This is a genomic window from Legionella sp. (genome assembly GCF_965140895.1).
Classification (GTDB): Bacteria; Pseudomonadota; Gammaproteobacteria; order Legionellales; family Legionellaceae; genus Legionella.
In genome coordinates this window covers 1-18,379 of sequence record NZ_CBCSKT010000001.1, presented here as the reverse complement: position 1 = coordinate 18,379, position 18,379 = coordinate 1, and the positions used below count along the sequence as shown (strand labels likewise).

Genomic DNA, 18,379 nt, shown 5'->3' with positions numbered 1-18,379 from the left:
ATAATTAGTCATCAAGGCTTATCTGAACATCAACCCCAGCAGCCAGATCCAATTTCATCAAAGCATCTACTGTCTTTTCAGTCGGATGAACGATAACGACCAGGCGTTTATGAGTACGTAATTCATATTGATCTCGCGCATCTTTGTTAACATGCGGAGAAATCAATACGGTGAATTTTTCCTTACGAATTGGTAAGGGTATTGGTCCTCGGATTTGAGCACCAGTACGCTTAGCTGTCTCCACGATTTCTCGAGTTGATAAGTCAATCAACCGATGATCAAAGGATTTTAATCTAATTTTTATATTTTGATTGTTACTCATTCTAATTACTCGATAATTTTAGCGACAACACCGGCGCCTACTGTACGGCCACCTTCCCGAATTGCGAAACGCAAACCTTCATCCATCGCAATAGGAGCATGTAGGTTAATTACTAATTGTACGTTATCGCCTGGCATTACCATTTCTACACCAGATGGCAAGTCACAAGTACCTGTTACGTCTGTTGTTCTGAAATAGAACTGTGGTCTGTAACCATTGAAGAATGGAGTGTGACGTCCGCCTTCCTCTTTTGATAACACGTACACTTCTGCTTCAAATTTAGTGTGCGGCTTAATTGTGCCTGGCTTAGCTAATACTTGACCACGCTCAACTTCATCACGCTTAGTTCCACGTAATAACACACCAACGTTGTCTCCAGCGCGTCCTTCGTCCAACAACTTGCGGAACATTTCTACCCCAGTACAAGTCGTCTTAGTTGTATCGTGGATACCAACAATTTCAATCTCTTCACCAACTTTAACAATTCCGCTCTCAACACGGCCAGTTACTACTGTACCACGTCCAGAAATCGAGAATACGTCTTCGATTGGTAATAAGAATGCTTTATCAATGTTACGAACTGGCTCAGGAATGTATGAATCCATTGTATCAACCAGTTTTTCAATTGCTTTAACACCAATATCACTCTCGTCACCTTCCAGTGCTTTCAGCGCTGAACCAACAACGATAGGAATGTCATCGCCAGGGAAGTCGTAGCTGCTTAATAGATCACGCACTTCCATTTCAACTAACTCTAACAGCTCAGGATCATCAACCATGTCTGCTTTGTTCATGAACACAACAATGTATGGTACACCAACTTGGCGTGACAATAGAATGTGTTCTCTAGTTTGTGGCATTGGGCCATCAGCTGCTGATACGACTAAGATCGCTCCGTCCATTTGCGCAGCACCAGTGATCATGTTCTTAACATAGTCAGCATGCCCTGGGCAGTCTACGTGCGCATAGTGTCTTGCAGCTGATTCGTATTCTACGTGAGCTGTAGAAATTGTAATTCCACGCTCTCTTTCTTCTGGGGCTGCATCAATTTGGTCGTATGCTTTAGCTGTTCCACCAAATTTTTTCGCCATAATTGTAGTAATAGCTGCAGTTAAAGTTGTTTTACCATGGTCTACGTGACCGATTGTTCCCACATTAACGTGTGGCTTCTTACGTTCAAATTTTTCCTTCGCCATTTCAATAACCTCGTTAACTTTTATTGTTTCTTGATAATTGCTTCAGCAATGTTATTTGGAGCTTCAGCATACTTAGAGAATTCCATAGTATATGTTGCTCTTCCTTGGGTAGCAGAACGCAAATCGGTCGAATAACCAAACATCTCTGCAAGTGGTACTTCAGCTCTAACAATTTTACCTGCTGGAGAGTCTTCCATACCCTGAACCAAACCACGGCGTCTGTTAAGGTCACCCATAACATCTCCCATGTAATCTTCAGGAGTAACTACTTCAACACTCATTATTGGTTCGAGTAAAACAGGCTTAGCTTTCAATGCACCTTGTTTGAAACCCATAGAACCCGCAATTTTGAACGCCATTTCACTAGAGTCTACCTCGTGGAATGAACCATCAAACAATGTCACTTTAACATCCACTACTGGATAGCCAGCAATAACACCGTTTTGCATTTGCTCTTGAATTCCTTTATCAACTGCTGGAATGTATTCTCTTGGAATAACACCGCCAACAATATCATTGATAAATTCATAACCCTTGCCAGGCTCTTGAGGCTCAATTTTAATCCATACGTGTCCGAACTGACCGCGCCCACCAGACTGGCGTACGAATTTACCTTCTTGCTCAACAGCTTGTTTTATCGTTTCACGATAAGCTACTTGGGGTTTACCAACATTTGCTTCCACATTAAACTCACGCTTCATGCGGTCAACAATAATTTCAAGATGTAACTCACCCATACCTTCAATGATCGTTTGACCTGACTCTTCATCAGTATGAACTCTGAAGGAAGGATCTTCTTGAGCTAGTTTACCAAGCGCGATACCCATTTTTTCTTGGTCTGCTTTAGTTCTTGGCTCAACAGCTACTGCAATTACAGGATCAGGGAAATCCATACGCTCCAGAATAACAATATGATCTGGATCACATAAAGTATCACCTGTGGTCACTGTTTTCAAACCTACCGCAGCGGCAATATCACCAGCTCTTACTTCTTTAATCTCTTCACGAGCATTAGCGTGCATTTGTACTATTCGACCAATACGCTCTCTTTTTTCTTTAACAGAGTTAAACAGCGTATCACCACTTTTCAGCGTACCAGAGTAAGCACGGATAAATGTTAATGTACCAACAAACGGGTCTGTAGCAATTTTAAATGCTAAAGCCGAGAAAGGTGCATCATATTTAGTTGCACGTGTAGTTGGCTCACCAAATTCATCAATACCCTGAACATCTGGAACATCTACTGGTGAAGGTAAATAGTCAATTACTCCATCCAATACCGCTTGAACACCTTTATTTTTAAAGGCTGAACCGCAGAAGACAGGAACAATTTTGTTGCTAACAGTTAAATGACGTAAAGCATCTTTAAGCTCAGCTTCAGAAATTTCTGCGCCTTCAAGATATTTTTCCATTAACTCTTCGCTAGCATCTGCAGCAGCTTCTACGATTAATGCACGATATTCTTCGCATTGAGTTTGCATATTTGCGGGGATATCAACGTATTTAAAGGTCATCCCTTTGCTTTCGTCATCCCACTCAATTGCTTTCATTTTAATTAAGTCAATAACCCCTTTGAATTCTTCTTCTGCACCAATTGGCAATTGAAGAACTATGGGGTTAGAACCTAATCGTTGGCGAATTTGGTCAACAACGCGCAAAAAGTTTGCGCCCATTCTATCCATTTTATTAACGAATACGATGCGCGGAACACCATACTTATTCGCTTGACGCCATACAGTTTCAGATTGAGGCTCAACTCCAGATACGGAGTCAAATACTACAACAGCACCATCAAGAACACGCAAGGAACGCTCAACTTCAATCATGAAGTCAACGTGTCCTGGAGTATCAATGATGTTAATGCGATGTGGTTGGAATTGTTTATCCATTCCAGGCCAAAAGCATGTAACAGCGGCTGAAGTAATGGTAATGCCGCGCTCCTGCTCCTGAACCATCCAGTCAGTTGTTGCAGCACCGTCATGTACTTCACCAATCTTATGAGACATACCGGTATAATACAGTACACGTTCCGTTGTTGTGGTTTTACCCGCATCAACATGTGCTGCAATACCTATGTTTCTATATAATTGTAATGGAGTAGACACGGATTACCTCTCTCTTAGTTCCATCTAAAATGTGCAAACGCCTGGTTAGCTTTTGCCATTTTATGAGTATCTTCACGTTTCTTAACTGCAGAGCCTTTACTTTCAAAAGCGTCTAACAATTCACCTGCCAAACGTAACATCATACCCTTTTCACCGCGTGTACGAGCTGCTTGAACAATCCAGCGCATTCCTAAAGCGATGCTGCGATCATGTCTAACTTCAACAGGAACCTGGTATGTAGCACCACCAACTCGGCGTGAACGAACTTCAACACTTGGGCGAACATTGTTTAAGGCATCTTCAAAGTAGCGGAGAACAGGACTAGAACCAGTAGCACTTGTAGAGCCTGACTCACCTTCTTCATCTGACTTTTTGATTTTCTTGATGCGCTCTTCCATAACAGAAAGTGCACCGTAAATAATTTTCTCAGCAGTTGATTTCTTACCACTGACCATTAATACGTTAATGAATTTTGCTAACAGTTCACTGTGATGTTTAGGATCTGGCAAAATTTCTCTTTTGGGGACTTCTCTTCTTCTAGGCATTTCGATTTCCTACAATCAGTTATTTTTTATCTTTAGGTTTTTTGGTACCGTACTTAGAACGACCTTGTTTACGGTCATTAACACCTGACGTATCTAAACTACCCCTTACTGTGTGATAACGCACACCCGGTAAGTCTTTAACACGACCACCACGGATTAGCACTACAGAGTGCTCCTGGAGGTTGTGGCCTTCACCACCAATGTATGATGAAACTTCAAATCCATTAGTTAAACGTACACGAGCAACCTTACGCATTGCTGAGTTAGGTTTTTTAGGTGTAGTAGTATAAACGCGTGTGCACACACCGCGTCGCTGTGGACATGACTCTAGTGCAGGTACGTTACTTTTCTTCTTTACGTCCACACGAGGCTTTCTTACTAACTGATTAATAGTAGCCATTTGTACTTCACTCCGATGTTCTCTTGTGATTATTTCGAATGCATAAGGAGGCCGGATTCTATATAGATACGACAGATTTGTCAAGTTTTAATCTGCCGTATCTTAGATCCGAACTAGTGTTCTTGATTATCCGCGTTTAATGCTTCGCTTAACGCATGTTCAACATCACTCGCAGTAACAGTGTGCATTACATGCTCACCAGCTGCAGCCTTAGCTCTTTTTGCCTTCCGGCTTTGATGATAAGCATAACCTGTTCCTGCAGGAATCAAGCGACCAACCATCACGTTTTCTTTTAATCCACGTAAATCATCAATTTTACCACTTACAGCAGCTTCCGTCAGAACGCGAGTTGTTTCTTGGAATGATGCAGCTGAAATAAATGATTCCGTAGCCAGAGATGCCTTAGTAATACCCAATAAAATTGGTACACCGCGGGCAGGCTGTTTTCCTTCAGCAATAAGCTTATCATTTTCTTGCAGCATAGCGCTTTCTTCGATTTGCTCACCAGCCAGGAATTTAGAATCACCAGCAAAAGTAATAACTCGCTTACGTAGCATTTGTCTAACAATTACTTCGATGTGCTTGTCATTGATTTTCACACCTTGTAAACGATATACGTCTTGTACTTCGTTAACAATATAATTTGCCAATGCGCCCACACCTAATAAACGTAATATATCATGTGGATTTAGTGCACCTTCAGCGATGAGTTCACCACGCTCTACATGCTCCCCTTCAAACACAGAGATATGACGCCATTTTGGTATCAATTCTTCATGACATTGATCTTCGGAAACATTGATTATTAGTCGACGTTTACCCTTAGTTTCCTTACCAAAGTTAACCAATCCAGATACTTCCGCCATAACCGCAGAATCTTTTGGTTTACGCGCTTCAAACAAGTCAGCTACCCGTGGAAGACCCCCGGTAATATCGCGTGTTTTAGAGCGTTCTTGAGGAATACGTGCAATGACGTCTCCAATACCTACTAGACCGCCATCTTCAAAGTTAACGATCGCATCTACAGGTAAATAGTATTGTGCAGGGACGTTAGTACCAGCCAGGAAAATATCATCACCTTCAGCAGTTACTAATTTAACCATAGGACGTAAATCACGGCCTGCTGCACTACGTTGTTTCGCATCGATAATTACAATATTACTTAAACCGGTTAATTCGTCGGTTTGTCTGTTCATAGTAATACCGTCGATTAAGTCAACGAACTTCAAGTAACCACTCACTTCAGAAATAACTGGGTGAGTATGTGGATCCCAAGTTGCAATTACCTGACCTGCATCAACAGGAGAGTTATCTTGGACCGAAATCACCGCACCATAAGGTAGCTTATAACGCTCACGCTCACGTCCGAACTCATCAACAATGGTCACTTCCCCGGAACGCGATACCGCAACCAGGTTTTTGTTTTCATGAGTTACAGTCTTAATGTTATGTAAGCGAATAACCCCTTTAGTCTTAATTTGAATGTTGTTAGCAGCTGTTGCTCTTGACGCAGCTCCCCCGATGTGGAAGGTACGCATGGTCAACTGAGTTCCAGGTTCACCGATTGACTGTGCCGCAATAATACCTACTGCTTCCCCAGTGTTAACTAAGTGTCCTCGAGCTAGATCACGACCGTAACATTTAGCACAAAGTCCAAATCGAGTTTGACAAGTGATTGGCGAACGAACCATAACTTGGTCCACACTCTGCTTCTCTAACTGCTCAACCCAATCTTCATCCAATAATGTACCTGCAGTAACGACCGGCTCAGTTTGGTTTGGAATATAAACATCTGCAGCAACAACACGACCCAATACACGCTCATGTAGTGGCTCAACGATATCCCCACCTTCAATGAGAGGTTGCATTAGAATACCAGTTTCTACACCACAATCATCCTCAGTAATAACAACGTCTTGGGCAACATCAACTAAACGACGAGTCAAGTAACCTGAGTTCGCTGTTTTCAATGCGGTATCCGCCAAACCTTTACGCGCACCGTGAGTTGAAATGAAGTACTGGAATACATTCAGACCTTCGCGGAAGTTCGCTGTAATTGGGGTCTCAATGATCGAGCCATCTGGAGCGGCCATCAGACCACGCATACCAGCTAACTGTCTAATCTGAGCTGCAGAACCCCGTGCTCCAGAATCCGCCATCATAAAGATTGGGTTAAATGATTCTTGGCGTGTTTCATTGCCTTTAGCATCAGTGACGGCTTCGGTCGCAATCTTGGTCATCATCGATTTCGCGACTAATTCGTTAGTACGCGACCAAATATCGATTACTTTGTTATAGCGTTCACCGTTGGTTACCAAGCCAGAACGGAATTGCGATTCAATCTCACGAACTTCGTTATCGGCATGCTCAATAATGCTTGCTTTATCGTCTGGAATCTCCATATCTTCGATACCAATAGATACTCCAGAACGAGTCGCATATTTGAAGCCTGTATACATCAGCTTATCCGCGAACATAACAGTTTCTTTTAAGCCAAATGTGCGGTAGCAACCGTCGATCACCTTAGTAATTACTTTCTTGGTCATGGTACGGTTAATTGTGGCAAAAGGCATACCCTTAGGTAATACTTCAGCAAGAATTGCGCGTCCAACAGTTGTTTCTACGAGGTGATAACCTTCTTCATCATTTTCTTTAGCCATACGAATTTTGATTTTCGCATGAATATCAAGATGGTTTGATTCATAGAAATTCTGAGCTTCTTGGGCACTAACAAATATTTTGCCCTCACCTAAAGCATTAACTTTTTCACGAGTTAAGTAATACAAACCTAATACAACGTCTTGGCTAGGAACAATAATTGGTTCACCGCTTGCTGGAGATAAAATATTATTCGTAGACATCATTAACGAACGGGCTTCTAACTGTGCCTCTAGAGTTAGTGGTACGTGAACCGCCATTTGGTCCCCGTCAAAGTCCGCGTTATATGCAGTACAGACTAATGGATGTAATTGAATTGCCTTACCTTCGATTAGTACAGGTTCAAATGCCTGAATACCTAATCTATGCAGAGTTGGTGCACGGTTTAACAGGATTGGATGCTCACGAATAACGTCATCAAGAATATCCCAGACTACCGACTCTTCACGCTCTACCATTTTTTTGGCAGCTTTAATCGTTGTAGCCAAACCTCTAAATTCTAACTTACTGAAGATAAACGGTTTAAATAGCTCAAGTGCCATTTTTTTCGGCAAACCACATTGATGTAATTTTAATGTCGGACCTACCACAATTACTGAACGGCCAGAGTAGTCAACCCGCTTACCTAGAAGGTTTTGACGGAAACGACCTTGCTTCCCTTTAATCATATCGGCTAATGATTTAAGCGGACGCTTGTTCGTACCTGTAATTGCTCTACCACGACGACCGTTATCTAATAAGGCATCGACAGACTCTTGTAACATACGTTTTTCGTTACGTACGATAATATCAGGAGCATTTAAATCGAGTAAACGCTTCAAGCGGTTATTACGGTTAATTACACGACGATAAAGATCGTTAAGATCTGACGTCGCAAAACGACCACCATCTAGAGGGACTAAAGGTCTTAAATCTGGTGGTAGGACTGGCAATACATCCATAATCATCCACTCAGGTTTATTTCCTGATTCATAAAAAGCTTCTAATAGTTTTAAACGCTTAGTGATCTTCTTAATCTTAGTTTCAGAACTAGTAGTTGGTAACTCTTCACGTAGATTTTTAATTTCATCTTCAAGGCTAACTTGGCGTAGTAGATCACGAATCGCTTCAGCACCCATACGTGCATCAAATTCATCACCGTATTGTTCCATAGCATCAAGATAAGCTTCGTCATTAAGCAATTGGCCACGTTCAAGCTCAGTCATGCCTGGCTCAACAACAACAAATGCTTCGAAGTAAAGAACACGCTCGATGTCTCTTAAAGTCATATCCAGTAATAAACCAATTCTGGATGGTAATGATTTTAAGAACCAAATATGAGCAACGGGGCTAGCCAGTTCGATATGTCCCATACGCTCACGACGTACTTTAGCTAATGCAAGTTCAACACCGCATTTTTCGCAAATAACACCACGGTGTTTTAAGCGCTTATATTTACCACATAAACATTCATAATCTTTTACTGGGCCAAACGTTTTAGCACAGAATAAACCATCACGCTCAGGCTTAAAGGTACGGTAATTAATAGTTTCTGGTTTTTTTACCTCACCATAAGACCAAGAGCGAATTAATTCCGGAGAGGCCAACGCAATTTTAATTGCGTCGAACTCTTCACTTTGCCCTTGTTGCTTGAGAATCCCAAGCAAGTCGCTCATCACTGGAGCTTTTCTCATCGGTTCATTCATTGGGTCGTCGTTTAGAGTACTCAAGTCTATGTCTCCAAAAATTGGTTAATCAGTATGTATCGCTGATACGGTTAATCGTGATCTAATTCAATATCAATTCCCAATGCACGAATTTCTTTTAACAATACGTTAAACGATTCTGGCATTCCTGGGTCCATACGATGATCACCATCGACAATATTCTTATAGATCTTCGTTCTACCACCAACGTCATCTGATTTTACAGTCAACATTTCTTGTAATGTATACGCAGCACCATATGCTTCAAGTGCCCATACTTCCATCTCCCCGAAACGCTGTCCTCCAAACTGTGCTTTACCGCCTAGTGGTTGTTGCGTTACCAAGCTATAAGAACCAGTTGAACGAGCGTGCATCTTATCATCAACTAAGTGGTTAAGTTTTAACATGTACATGTAACCAACAGTAACCGGGTTATCGAATTTATTTCCAGTTCTACCATCAGTCAATGTAGTCTTACCATCAGGAGATAAACCTGCAAGTAATAACATACTCTTGATTTCTTCTTCGGAAGCACCATCGAATACTGGCGTTGCCATTGGTACCCCTGCTCGTAGATTATCCGCTAAAAGGAATAATTCTTCTTCATTTAAACAATCAAGATTAACTCTTTGTACGCCATCATGGTTATATATTTTGGTTAAGAACGACTTAATTTCAGCAGCTGATTGCTTCGTATCTAACAACTCTGCAATCTTATGGCCTAAGCCTTTAGCAGCTAAACCAAGGTGTGTTTCTAGTACCTGACCGATATTCATACGCGAAGGTACACCTAATGGATTCAGTACGATATCAACAGCAGTTCCATCTGCCATGTGCGGCATGTCTTCAACAGGTACAACAATGGAGATAACCCCTTTGTTACCATGTCGACCTGCCATCTTATCACCAGGTTGAATTCTACGCTTAACAGCCAGATATACTTTAACGATCTTTAATACGCCAGGCGCTAAGTCATCACCTTGAATGATTTTCTTACGGCTGTCGTTAAAACGTTTTTCCATCTCTTTAGACAACATTTCAAGTTGTTTTGAAAGTTGTTCTAATTGCTGGCTTATCGCATCGTTGTCCAAACGAATATCAAACCATTTTTGTCTTTCAACTTTATCCAAGTATTCTTGAGTAACAGTTGAACCTGGTTTCAAATTAGCTGGACCACCGGTTGCTACTTTATCAAGAATTAAATTAGCTACGCGATGATAAATATCTTCTTCACGAATTCTGCGCTCATCAACTAAGTCTTTACGAACACGAGCTAGATGCTCTTCTTCAATGCTCTTCGCACGAGCATCTTTATCTAGACCGTCACGCGTAAATACTTGTACATCAATTACAGTACCATTCATACCAGAAGGAACGCGTAAAGATGAATCTTTAACGTCAGAAGCCTTTTCACCGAATATCGCACGTAATAGTTTCTCTTCAGGTGTAAGCTGTGTTTCACCCTTAGGAGTTACTTTACCTACGAGAATATCGCCTGCTTTAACTTCCGCACCGATGTATACAACGCCTGCTTCGTCCAAATTCGATAATGCAGACTCACCAACGTTTGGAATATCAGCGGTAATTTCTTCGGTACCTAACTTGGTATCACGAGCGATACAAGTTAACTCTTCGATATGAATTGTAGTAAAGCGATCTTCTTGAACAATACGTTCAGAGATAAGAATCGAATCCTCGAAGTTGTATCCGTTCCAAGGCATAAATGCTACAAGTAAGTTTTGACCTAACGCTAACTCACCCATATCAGTACAAGGACCATCCGCCAGGATATCACCGCGTTGAATGAGATCGCCCGTATTTACGATTGGTCTTTGGTTAATACATGTATCTTGGTTTGAGCGGAAGTATTTAGTTAAGTTATAAATATCTACCCCTGTCTCACCTGCTGTAGTTTCATCATCATTAACGCGAACAACGATACGTGATGCATCAACTAAATCAATTACCCCTCCACGTTTAGCAACAACAGAAACCCCAGAGTCTGAAGCAACGATACGCTCCATTCCAGTTCCAACCAAAGGCTTCTCTGAGCGCAATGTTGGTACTGCCTGACGTTGCATGTTTGACCCCATTAACGCGCGGTTCGCATCATCATGCTCTAAGAACGGGATTAACGAAGCAGCTACAGAAACAATCTGCTTTGGAGAAATATCCATGTAGTTGATTTTATCAGGTGTCGTTAATGAAAACTCATTCTGATGTCGGCAAGGAACCAAGTCGGCAAGAATGTTGCCATTCTCGTCTAATGCAACACTTGATTGTGCAATGTATTGATCAACTTCTTCAATAGCAGATAAGTATTCAATATCATCAGTTACACGACCATCAATTACTTTACGACACGGTGTTTCAATGAAACCGTAATCGTTAGTTCTTGCATAAACAGATAATGAGTTAATCAATCCAATGTTTGGACCTTCAGGTGTTTCAATTGGACATACGCGACCATAGTGGGTGGTATGTACGTCACGAACCTCGAAGCCTGCGCGTTCACGCGTTAAACCACCTGGGCCTAATGCTGATACACGACGCTTATGCGTAACCCCTGAAAGTGGGTTTACCTGGTCCATGAACTGAGACAACTGGCTTGAACCAAAGAATTCTTTAATTGCTGCAGATACAGGCTTCGCGTTAATTAAATCTTGTGGCATTAAGTTTTCAGACTCAACCAGGCTCAAACGCTCCTTAACTGCACGCTCTACACGAACTAAACCAACACGGAATTGGTTTTCTGTCATTTCACCAACACTTCGAACACGACGGTTACCGAGATGGTCAATATCGTCAACCATGCCAATACCATTTCGAATGTCAATAAGAGTCTTGATTACAGCCAGGATGTCTTCTTTGGTCAAGGTACCTGGACCATCATCATTTTTTCTGCCTACACGACGGTTAAACTTCATACGACCAACAGCAGATAAATCATAGCGTTCATCAACAAAGAATAAGTTTTTGAATAAGGCTTCAGCTGCTTCTTTAGTTGGTGGCTCGCCAGGACGCATCATACGATAGATTTCTACCAGTGCTTCTAATTGACTTGAAGTTGGGTCAATTTTAATCGTATCAGAAATATAAGAACCATGATCTAAATCATTGGTATAAATCATATCAAATAGATGAATTCCGTGAGAGGCCATTTTATCCAACAACTCATCAGTCACTTCGTCATTAGCCTGAGCAACAACTTCACCAGTTAGGGTGTCAATTATGTTTTTAGCTAATGTTTTGCCTATCAGATAATCTCTAGGTACAACGAGATCTTGCATTTGGCTTTTTTCCATTTGCTTAATATGGCGTGCGGTAATTCTTCTGCCTTGCTCAACAATTAGTTCACCAGTTTCAGGCACAAGAATATCAAATGATGCAATCTCGCCTCTCAAACGTTGCGGTATCAATTCAATATGATATTCACCATTTTTGAGATGACAGCTGGTTATTTCAAAGAATTCGCTAAGAATGTCTTCAGTTTCATATCCTAATGCTCTTAATAGGATACTAACAGGTAGTTTACGTCTTCTATCAATTCGGACATAGACGCAATCTTTAGGATCAAACTCAAAATCAAGCCAAGATCCACGGTAAGGAATAATGCGTGCTGAATAAAGTAATTTACCTGATGAATGAGTTTTACCTTTATCATGCTCAAATATAACACCAGGTGAACGATGTAACTGTGAAACCACAACACGTTCAGTACCATTCACAACGAATGTACCTACATCAGTCATTAGAGGGATTTCACCCATAAATACATCTTGTTCTCTAATATCTTTAATTGGTTTAGGCTCTTCGCTTGCGTCTTTATCAAGAACAACAAGTCTTATCTTAACCCTTAATGGTGCAGAATAGGTTAAACCACGTAACTTGCACTCGCGAACATCGAATGCCGGCTCGCCCAGCTTATAACCAACATATTCAAGTCGTGCATTACCAGAAAAACTTTCGATAGGAAATACAGAAGAAAATGCAGCATGCAATCCTGTATTAAAGTGTTGACTTAATTTGCTATCGGCCTGAAGAAAATCTCTATAGGATTTAAGTTGAATTTCAAGCAGATTTGGTATCGCCATTTTATCGGCTTGGGTACCAAAGCTCTTGCGAAATCGTTTTTTCTCAGCATGCGAATATTGAGGTTTAGCTTCTGCAACGGCCATGGTGGTTCCTCTGTAAATTATTGATGACTTTCAAACACGTAAACCCAGCCATGAAAACATGGCTGGGTTCAATCTCATAGATACAACTATATTATTTAACTTCTACTGTAGCACCAGCTTCTTCAAGTGACTTCTTGAGGTTAGCAGCTTCATCTTTAGATACAGCTTCTTTAATTGTTGAAGGAGCACCTTCTACTAAGTCTTTAGCTTCTTTCAAGCCTAAACCAGTAATTTCACGAACCGCTTTAATTACGTTAACTTTGTTTGCGCCAAAGCTAGTCATAATTACGTTGAATTCAGTTTGCTCTTCAGCAGCAGCGGCAGCAGCAGCTGGAGCAGCAACTGCAACAGCGGCAGCAGCAGCAGAAACATTGAATTTTTCTTCCATTGCTTCGATTAGTTCAACAACTTCCATAACAGACATGTTTGCTATGGTATTTAAAATTTCGTCTTTAGACACAGCCATTACTAGCTCCTGATTTAAAAAAAATTAATTAATGATTAAAGGATTAACCTGCTTTTTTGTCTTTTACTGCTGCTATAGTTCTCACCAACTTAGCGTGAGGCTCAGCAAGAGTTCTAACAAATTTCTCAACTGGCGCTTTCATTACATACATCAACTTAGCAATTGCTTCATCCTTAGTCGGTAAGCTTGCAACCGCATCAATTTGACTTGCTGCGTATACTTTTCCGCCTACAGATAATGCTTTGACTTCAAGTTTATCGAATGTCTTCGCGAACTCTTTAAGCAGACGCGCTGCATCACTGGGCGCGTCCAGAGATAAAGCAACGAACAACGGGCCAACAAGCATGTCGCTCAAGCACTCAAACTCAGTGTCTTTAAATGCTCTGCGAGTTAAAGTATTTCTTACAACTCGAAGATAGACACCAGCTTTACGCGCTTCAGTGCGTAATTGCGTCATTTGATTAACAGTTAAACCACGATAATCAGCAACAACTGCCGAAATAGCTTTAGAAGCGACTTCAGCCACCTCCTCAACTACTGCTTTCTTTGCAGCTAAATTTAATGTCACGTTACTGACCTCCTAATGTAAACAAATCTCAAGGATTTGCCAGTTATGGTGGCCGCCTCTTTTAAATGGAGCCGGTTCACCGTCTGCGCAGGAAATTAAGCCTAGGCACCTGCGGTCTTCGACGGCATGGAACCAAATCTATGCCGTGAATTCTTAAAAATGGGTGGATATTTTACACAGGTAAAGATGAAATATCAATAGCCAGTCCAGGCCCCATAGTTGTAGATAAAGAGATTTTCTTCAGGTATTGGCCTTTAGATGAAGATGGTTTTGCTTTTTTCAAGTCGCTAATTAATGCAACAATGTTTTCTAGCACATCCTCAGCTGCGAAATCTGCTTTACCAACTGAACAATGGATAATACCATTTTTGTCAGTTCTATAACGTACCTGACCAGACTTAGCATCTCTAACTGCTGCTTCTACGTTTGTAGTAACAGTTCCAACTTTAGGGTTAGGCATCAAACCTCTTGGACCAAGAACTTGACCTAATTGACCTACGATTCGCATTGCATCTGGAGTTGCAATAACAACATCGAAGTCCATTTTACCCGCTTTAATTTGGTCAGCTAAATCTTCAAAACCAACGATATCAGCACCAGCGTCTTTTGCTTTAGTTGCATTATCGCCTTGAGCGAATACCGCAACACGAACTACTTTACCAGTACCTTTTGGTAGGTTAGTAGATGAGCGAACAACTTGGTCAGATTTACGAGGATCAACCCCTAAATTAACACTGATATCTAAGCTTTCACGAAATTTTGCTGAAGCAAATTGTTTTAATACAGTAACAGCTTCGCTAACAGTATAAAAATGATTTGGCTTAACTACTGTTGCAATATTCTTTTGTTTCTTAGTTATTTTTGCCATGGTGACCCCTTATTCTAAACCTTCAACTTCAATACCCATGCTACGCGCAGTACCTGCAATACTTCTAACTGCTGCTGCTAAATCTGCTGCAGTTAAATCAGGAGCCTTAAGCTTTGCGATTTCTTCAAGTTTACTGACGTGAAGTTTAGCCACTTTCTTAGTGTTAGGTGTACCACTCCCACTTGCAATACCTGCAGCTTTTTTCAATAGAACTGAAGCTGGAGGAGTCTTTGTGATAAAGGTAAAGCTACGATCACTATAAACTGTAATAACAACAGGAATAGGTAAGCCTTGTTCCAATTGTTGTGTTGCAGCGTTAAATGCTTTACAGAATTCCATGATGTTCACACCACGTTGACCTAATGCAGGTCCAACTGGTGGGCTTGGGTTCGCCTTACCGGCAGGAATTTGTAACTTAATATATGCTTCTACTTTTTTTGCCATCTTTACTCCTTACGGGTCAAACACTAGTTTCAGTGACAAATTAATTTTGTCGGCTAAATTTCTAGCTCCCCAGTTTTACAAAAAAAGCCTGACCAGCACCGTGCCGTAGATTACACATCTACAGCAAAGAATGCTGGTCTAGGCACTTAACAAACTATGTTTTTTCAACTTGACTAAATTCAAGCTCAACAGGAGTAGAACGTCCAAAAATAAGAACGGCTACTCTTAGTCTGTTTTTCTCATAGTTAACTTCTTCAACAACGCCGTTGAAGTCAACAAATGGTCCTTCTTTAACCCGAACAACTTCGCCAGGTTCAAAGAGAATTTTAGGTCTAGGCTTAGTAACCCCATCTTCAACACGTTGCATAATTGCACGTGCTTCTTTATCAGTAATGGGTGTAGGAGTCTGACTGGTTCCGCCAATAAAGCCTAATACACGAGGAATCGCACGAATCATATGCCAAGTTTGATCATCCATAACCATGTTTACTAAAACATAGCCGGGGAAGAACTTGCGTGTACTTTTTCGCTTCTGTCCAGAACGCATTTCAACAACTTCTTCAGAAGGGACTACAACTTCACCAATTTTATCTTGTAAATTGTGGTGTACTGCACGAGACAAAATTTCGCGCATAACAAAATTCTCATAACCTGAGTAGGCATGTACTACATACCATTGCTTTGACTTCTGCTCTTCCACCGAATTCACCCTAAATGTGTTATTTTAGCAATTGCCCACATCATTAGTGAATCTATTCCCCAGAGAATAAATCCAGTTAATGTAACCATAACAATAACAATAGTTGTCGTCTGTATTGTCTCTTGACGTGTAGGCCAAACAACTTTTAACAACTCAATTTTTGATTCTTGAGCAAATTGATAAACTTGTTTGCCTGTGGTTGTTAGGTAAGCAAAAAACATAGACAGTAAGAACCATCCAAGCCATACGATAGACTGAACTGGCCCTGAAAAAGTGTAATAGTAGGTGCAAAAGAATGAGCCAGCGGTTATTAAAGCTACGGCTAGCCAAGATAAAATATCTTTTGTCTTATTTGGATTTTCGTTTGAACTTTTCATATTCACTTGTAGTTGGCAGGCCAGGAGGGAATCGAACCCCCAACCTGCGGTTTTGGAGACCGCCACTCTGCCAATTGAGCTACTGGCCTAAATTTACTTGGCATGCGCCAGCTTTAACGCATGCCAACATTCTACATTACTCTATAATTTTCGCAACAACACCGGCGCCTACTGTACGGCCACCTTCCCGAATTGCGAAACGCAAACCTTCATCCATCGCAATAGGAGCATGTAGGTTAATTACTAATTGTACGTTATCGCCTGGCATTACCATTTCTACACCAGATGGCAAGTCACAAGTACCTGTTACGTCTGTTGTTCTGAAATAGAACTGTGGTCTGTAACCATTGAAGAATGGAGTGTGACGTCCGCCTTCCTCTTTTGATAACACGTACACTTCTGCTTCAAATTTAGTGTGCGGCTTAATTGTGCCTGGCTTAGCTAATACTTGACCACGCTCAACTTCATCACGCTTAGTTCCACGTAATAACACACCAACGTTGTCTCCAGCGCGTCCTTCGTCCAACAACTTGCGGAACATTTCTACCCCAGTACAAGTCGTCTTAGTTGTATCGTGGATACCAACAATTTCAATCTCTTCACCAACTTTAACAATTCCGCTCTCAACACGGCCAGTTACTACTGTACCACGTCCAGAAATCGAGAATACGTCTTCGATTGGTAATAAGAATGCTTTATCAATGTTACGAACTGGCTCAGGAATGTATGAATCCATTGTATCAACCAGTTTTTCAATTGCTTTAACACCAATATCACTCTCGTCACCTTCCAGTGCTTTCAGCGCTGAACCAACAACGATAGGAATGTCATCGCCAGGGAAGTCGTAGCTGCTTAATAGATCACGCACTTCCATTTCAACTAACTCTAACAGCTCAGGATCATCAACCATGTCTGCTTTGTTCATGAACACAACAATGTATGGTACACCAACTTGGCGTGACAATAGAATGTGTTCTCTAGTTTGTGGCATTGGGCCATCAGCTGCTGATACGACTAAGATCGCTCCGTCCATTTGCGCAGCACCAGTGATCATGTTCTTAACATAGTCAGCATGCCCTGGGCAGTCTACGTGCGCATAGTGTCTTGCAGCTGATTCGTATTCTACGTGAGCTGTAGAAATTGTAATTCCACGCTCTCTTTCTTCTGGCGCAGCATCGATTTGGTCGTAAGCTTTAGCTGTACCACCGAATTTCTTCGCCATAATTGTCGTAATAGCTGCTGTTAAAGTTGTTTTACCATGGTCAACGTGACCAATAGTACCCACGTTAACGTGCGGCTTCTTACGCTCAAATTTTTCCTTCGCCATTGGAAAGTCTCCCCATATGCTAAATTAATATTTCATGGTGCCCACAACTGGACTCGAACCAACGACCTCTTCCTTACCAAGGAAGTGCTCTACCGCCTGAGCTATGTGGGCTTATATATATGCTTAAATCATTATATAAGCAAACATCTTCACTGTAATTGGAGCGGGTGATGGGAATCGAACCCACGCTATCAGCTTGGAAGGCTGAAGTTCTACCATTGAACTACACCCGCTATTTTTTCTTCTTAATACTGGTGGAGGGGGAAGGATTCGAACCTTCGAAGGCAGAGCCGTCAGATTTACAGTCTGATCCCTTTGACCGCTCGGGAACCCCTCCAAAAAGAACGCTATTGTCTTTTAAGACAACATGATTGTCAATCATATTGATTGACGGCCAACTTAATTTAGATGGTGCCGGCACCAGGAATCGAACCCGGGACCTACTGATTACAAGTCAGTTGCTCTACCAACTGAGCTACGCCGGCATGTATCGCTCACTTACACTACGTAAGTACTTTGTGACACTTACTACTTGGTCAC

At 41.4% G+C, this 18,379-nt stretch carries 14 protein-coding genes and 5 tRNA genes; all 19 read right to left on the bottom strand.

Translation table 11 applies throughout. From position 1 onward, the window contains the following. Positions 1–4: 4 nt before the first annotated feature. Positions 5–322, bottom strand: coding sequence for a 30S ribosomal protein S10 (gene rpsJ / locus ACQY7T_RS00095; protein WP_058533001.1), 318 nt, complete (start codon positions 320–322; stop codon positions 5–7). Positions 323–327: 5 nt separating this feature from the next. Next, positions 328–1,518, bottom strand: coding sequence for an elongation factor Tu (tuf, locus tag ACQY7T_RS00090; RefSeq protein ID WP_428410705.1), 1,191 nt, complete (start codon positions 1,516–1,518; stop codon positions 328–330). Positions 1,519–1,538: 20 nt separating this feature from the next. After that, positions 1,539–3,623, bottom strand: a complete 2,085-nt coding sequence (fusA, locus tag ACQY7T_RS00085; protein ID WP_428410712.1) for an elongation factor G — start codon at positions 3,621–3,623, stop codon at positions 1,539–1,541. Between the two features lie 14 nt (positions 3,624–3,637). After that, complete coding sequence (rpsG, locus tag ACQY7T_RS00080; protein WP_428410711.1) at positions 3,638–4,168, bottom strand: 30S ribosomal protein S7; 531 nt, start codon at positions 4,166–4,168, stop codon at positions 3,638–3,640. Positions 4,169–4,187: 19 nt separating this feature from the next. Further along, entirely contained in the window at positions 4,188–4,568 is a 381-nt protein-coding gene (rpsL, locus tag ACQY7T_RS00075; RefSeq protein ID WP_010654837.1) for a 30S ribosomal protein S12, read from the bottom strand. A gap of 113 nt (positions 4,569–4,681) precedes the next feature. Continuing rightward, positions 4,682–8,881 (bottom strand): DNA-directed RNA polymerase subunit beta', encoded by a 4,200-nt coding sequence (gene rpoC, locus ACQY7T_RS00070; RefSeq protein ID WP_428410729.1) that lies wholly within the window; start codon positions 8,879–8,881, stop codon positions 4,682–4,684. Between the two features lie 101 nt (positions 8,882–8,982). Then, entirely contained in the window at positions 8,983–13,089 is a 4,107-nt protein-coding gene (gene rpoB, locus ACQY7T_RS00065; protein ID WP_428410710.1) for a DNA-directed RNA polymerase subunit beta, read from the bottom strand. Positions 13,090–13,180: 91 nt separating this feature from the next. Further along, complete coding sequence (gene rplL, locus ACQY7T_RS00060) at positions 13,181–13,555, bottom strand: 50S ribosomal protein L7/L12 (protein WP_133138064.1); 375 nt, start codon at positions 13,553–13,555, stop codon at positions 13,181–13,183. A 43-nt stretch (positions 13,556–13,598) separates the two neighbouring features. Continuing rightward, the gene (gene rplJ / locus ACQY7T_RS00055; protein ID WP_428410709.1) at positions 13,599–14,123 is read right to left on the bottom strand and encodes a 50S ribosomal protein L10; all 525 of its coding nucleotides are present in this window, start codon (positions 14,121–14,123) and stop codon (positions 13,599–13,601) included. Between the two features lie 172 nt (positions 14,124–14,295). Beyond that, positions 14,296–14,991, bottom strand: coding sequence for a 50S ribosomal protein L1 (rplA, locus tag ACQY7T_RS00050; protein WP_428410708.1), 696 nt, complete (start codon positions 14,989–14,991; stop codon positions 14,296–14,298). A gap of 9 nt (positions 14,992–15,000) precedes the next feature. After that, positions 15,001–15,435, bottom strand: a complete 435-nt coding sequence (gene rplK, locus ACQY7T_RS00045; protein WP_133138061.1) for a 50S ribosomal protein L11 — start codon at positions 15,433–15,435, stop codon at positions 15,001–15,003. 154 nt (positions 15,436–15,589) lie between these two features. Then, complete coding sequence (nusG, locus tag ACQY7T_RS00040; RefSeq protein WP_428410707.1) at positions 15,590–16,135, bottom strand: transcription termination/antitermination protein NusG; 546 nt, start codon at positions 16,133–16,135, stop codon at positions 15,590–15,592. Positions 16,136–16,140: 5 nt separating this feature from the next. Beyond that, positions 16,141–16,512 carry a preprotein translocase subunit SecE gene (gene secE / locus ACQY7T_RS00035; RefSeq protein WP_428410706.1) on the bottom strand — a complete coding sequence of 124 codons (372 nt, stop codon included), beginning with the start codon at positions 16,510–16,512 and terminating at the stop codon, positions 16,141–16,143. Between the two features lie 13 nt (positions 16,513–16,525). After that, positions 16,526–16,601: transfer RNA gene (locus ACQY7T_RS00030), tRNA-Trp, on the bottom strand. A 47-nt stretch (positions 16,602–16,648) separates the two neighbouring features. Then, the gene (tuf, locus tag ACQY7T_RS00025; protein WP_428410705.1) at positions 16,649–17,839 is read right to left on the bottom strand and encodes an elongation factor Tu; all 1,191 of its coding nucleotides are present in this window, start codon (positions 17,837–17,839) and stop codon (positions 16,649–16,651) included. A gap of 35 nt (positions 17,840–17,874) precedes the next feature. Then, positions 17,875–17,950 (bottom strand) — tRNA-Thr (locus ACQY7T_RS00020). A 48-nt stretch (positions 17,951–17,998) separates the two neighbouring features. After that, positions 17,999–18,072, bottom strand: a tRNA-Gly gene (locus ACQY7T_RS00015). A gap of 19 nt (positions 18,073–18,091) precedes the next feature. Then, positions 18,092–18,176: transfer RNA gene (locus ACQY7T_RS00010), tRNA-Tyr, on the bottom strand. A 72-nt stretch (positions 18,177–18,248) separates the two neighbouring features. Next, positions 18,249–18,324, bottom strand: a tRNA-Thr gene (locus tag ACQY7T_RS00005). Positions 18,325–18,379: the final 55 nt, after the last annotated feature.

Excerpts from the sequence above, each read along its gene's own strand:
- rpsJ (WP_058533001.1), bottom strand. The coding sequence starts at position 322 with ATGAGTAACAATCAAAATATAAAAATTAGATTAAAATCCTTTGATCAT.
- tuf (WP_428410705.1), bottom strand. The coding sequence starts at position 1,518 with ATGGCGAAGGAAAAATTTGAACGTAAGAAGCCACACGTTAATGTGGGA.
- rpsG (WP_428410711.1), bottom strand. The coding sequence starts at position 4,168 with ATGCCTAGAAGAAGAGAAGTCCCCAAAAGAGAAATTTTGCCAGATCCT.
- rpsL (WP_010654837.1), bottom strand. The coding sequence starts at position 4,568 with ATGGCTACTATTAATCAGTTAGTAAGAAAGCCTCGTGTGGACGTAAAG.
- rpoC (WP_428410729.1), bottom strand. The coding sequence starts at position 8,881 with ATGAGCGACTTGCTTGGGATTCTCAAGCAACAAGGGCAAAGTGAAGAG.
- rpoB (WP_428410710.1), bottom strand. The coding sequence starts at position 13,089 with ATGGCCGTTGCAGAAGCTAAACCTCAATATTCGCATGCTGAGAAAAAA.
- rplL (WP_133138064.1), bottom strand. The coding sequence starts at position 13,555 with ATGGCTGTGTCTAAAGACGAAATTTTAAATACCATAGCAAACATGTCT.
- rplA (WP_428410708.1), bottom strand. The coding sequence starts at position 14,991 with ATGGCAAAAATAACTAAGAAACAAAAGAATATTGCAACAGTAGTTAAG.
- rplK (WP_133138061.1), bottom strand. The coding sequence starts at position 15,435 with ATGGCAAAAAAAGTAGAAGCATATATTAAGTTACAAATTCCTGCCGGT.
- secE (WP_428410706.1), bottom strand. The coding sequence starts at position 16,512 with ATGAAAAGTTCAAACGAAAATCCAAATAAGACAAAAGATATTTTATCT.
- tuf (WP_428410705.1), bottom strand. The coding sequence starts at position 17,839 with ATGGCGAAGGAAAAATTTGAGCGTAAGAAGCCGCACGTTAACGTGGGT.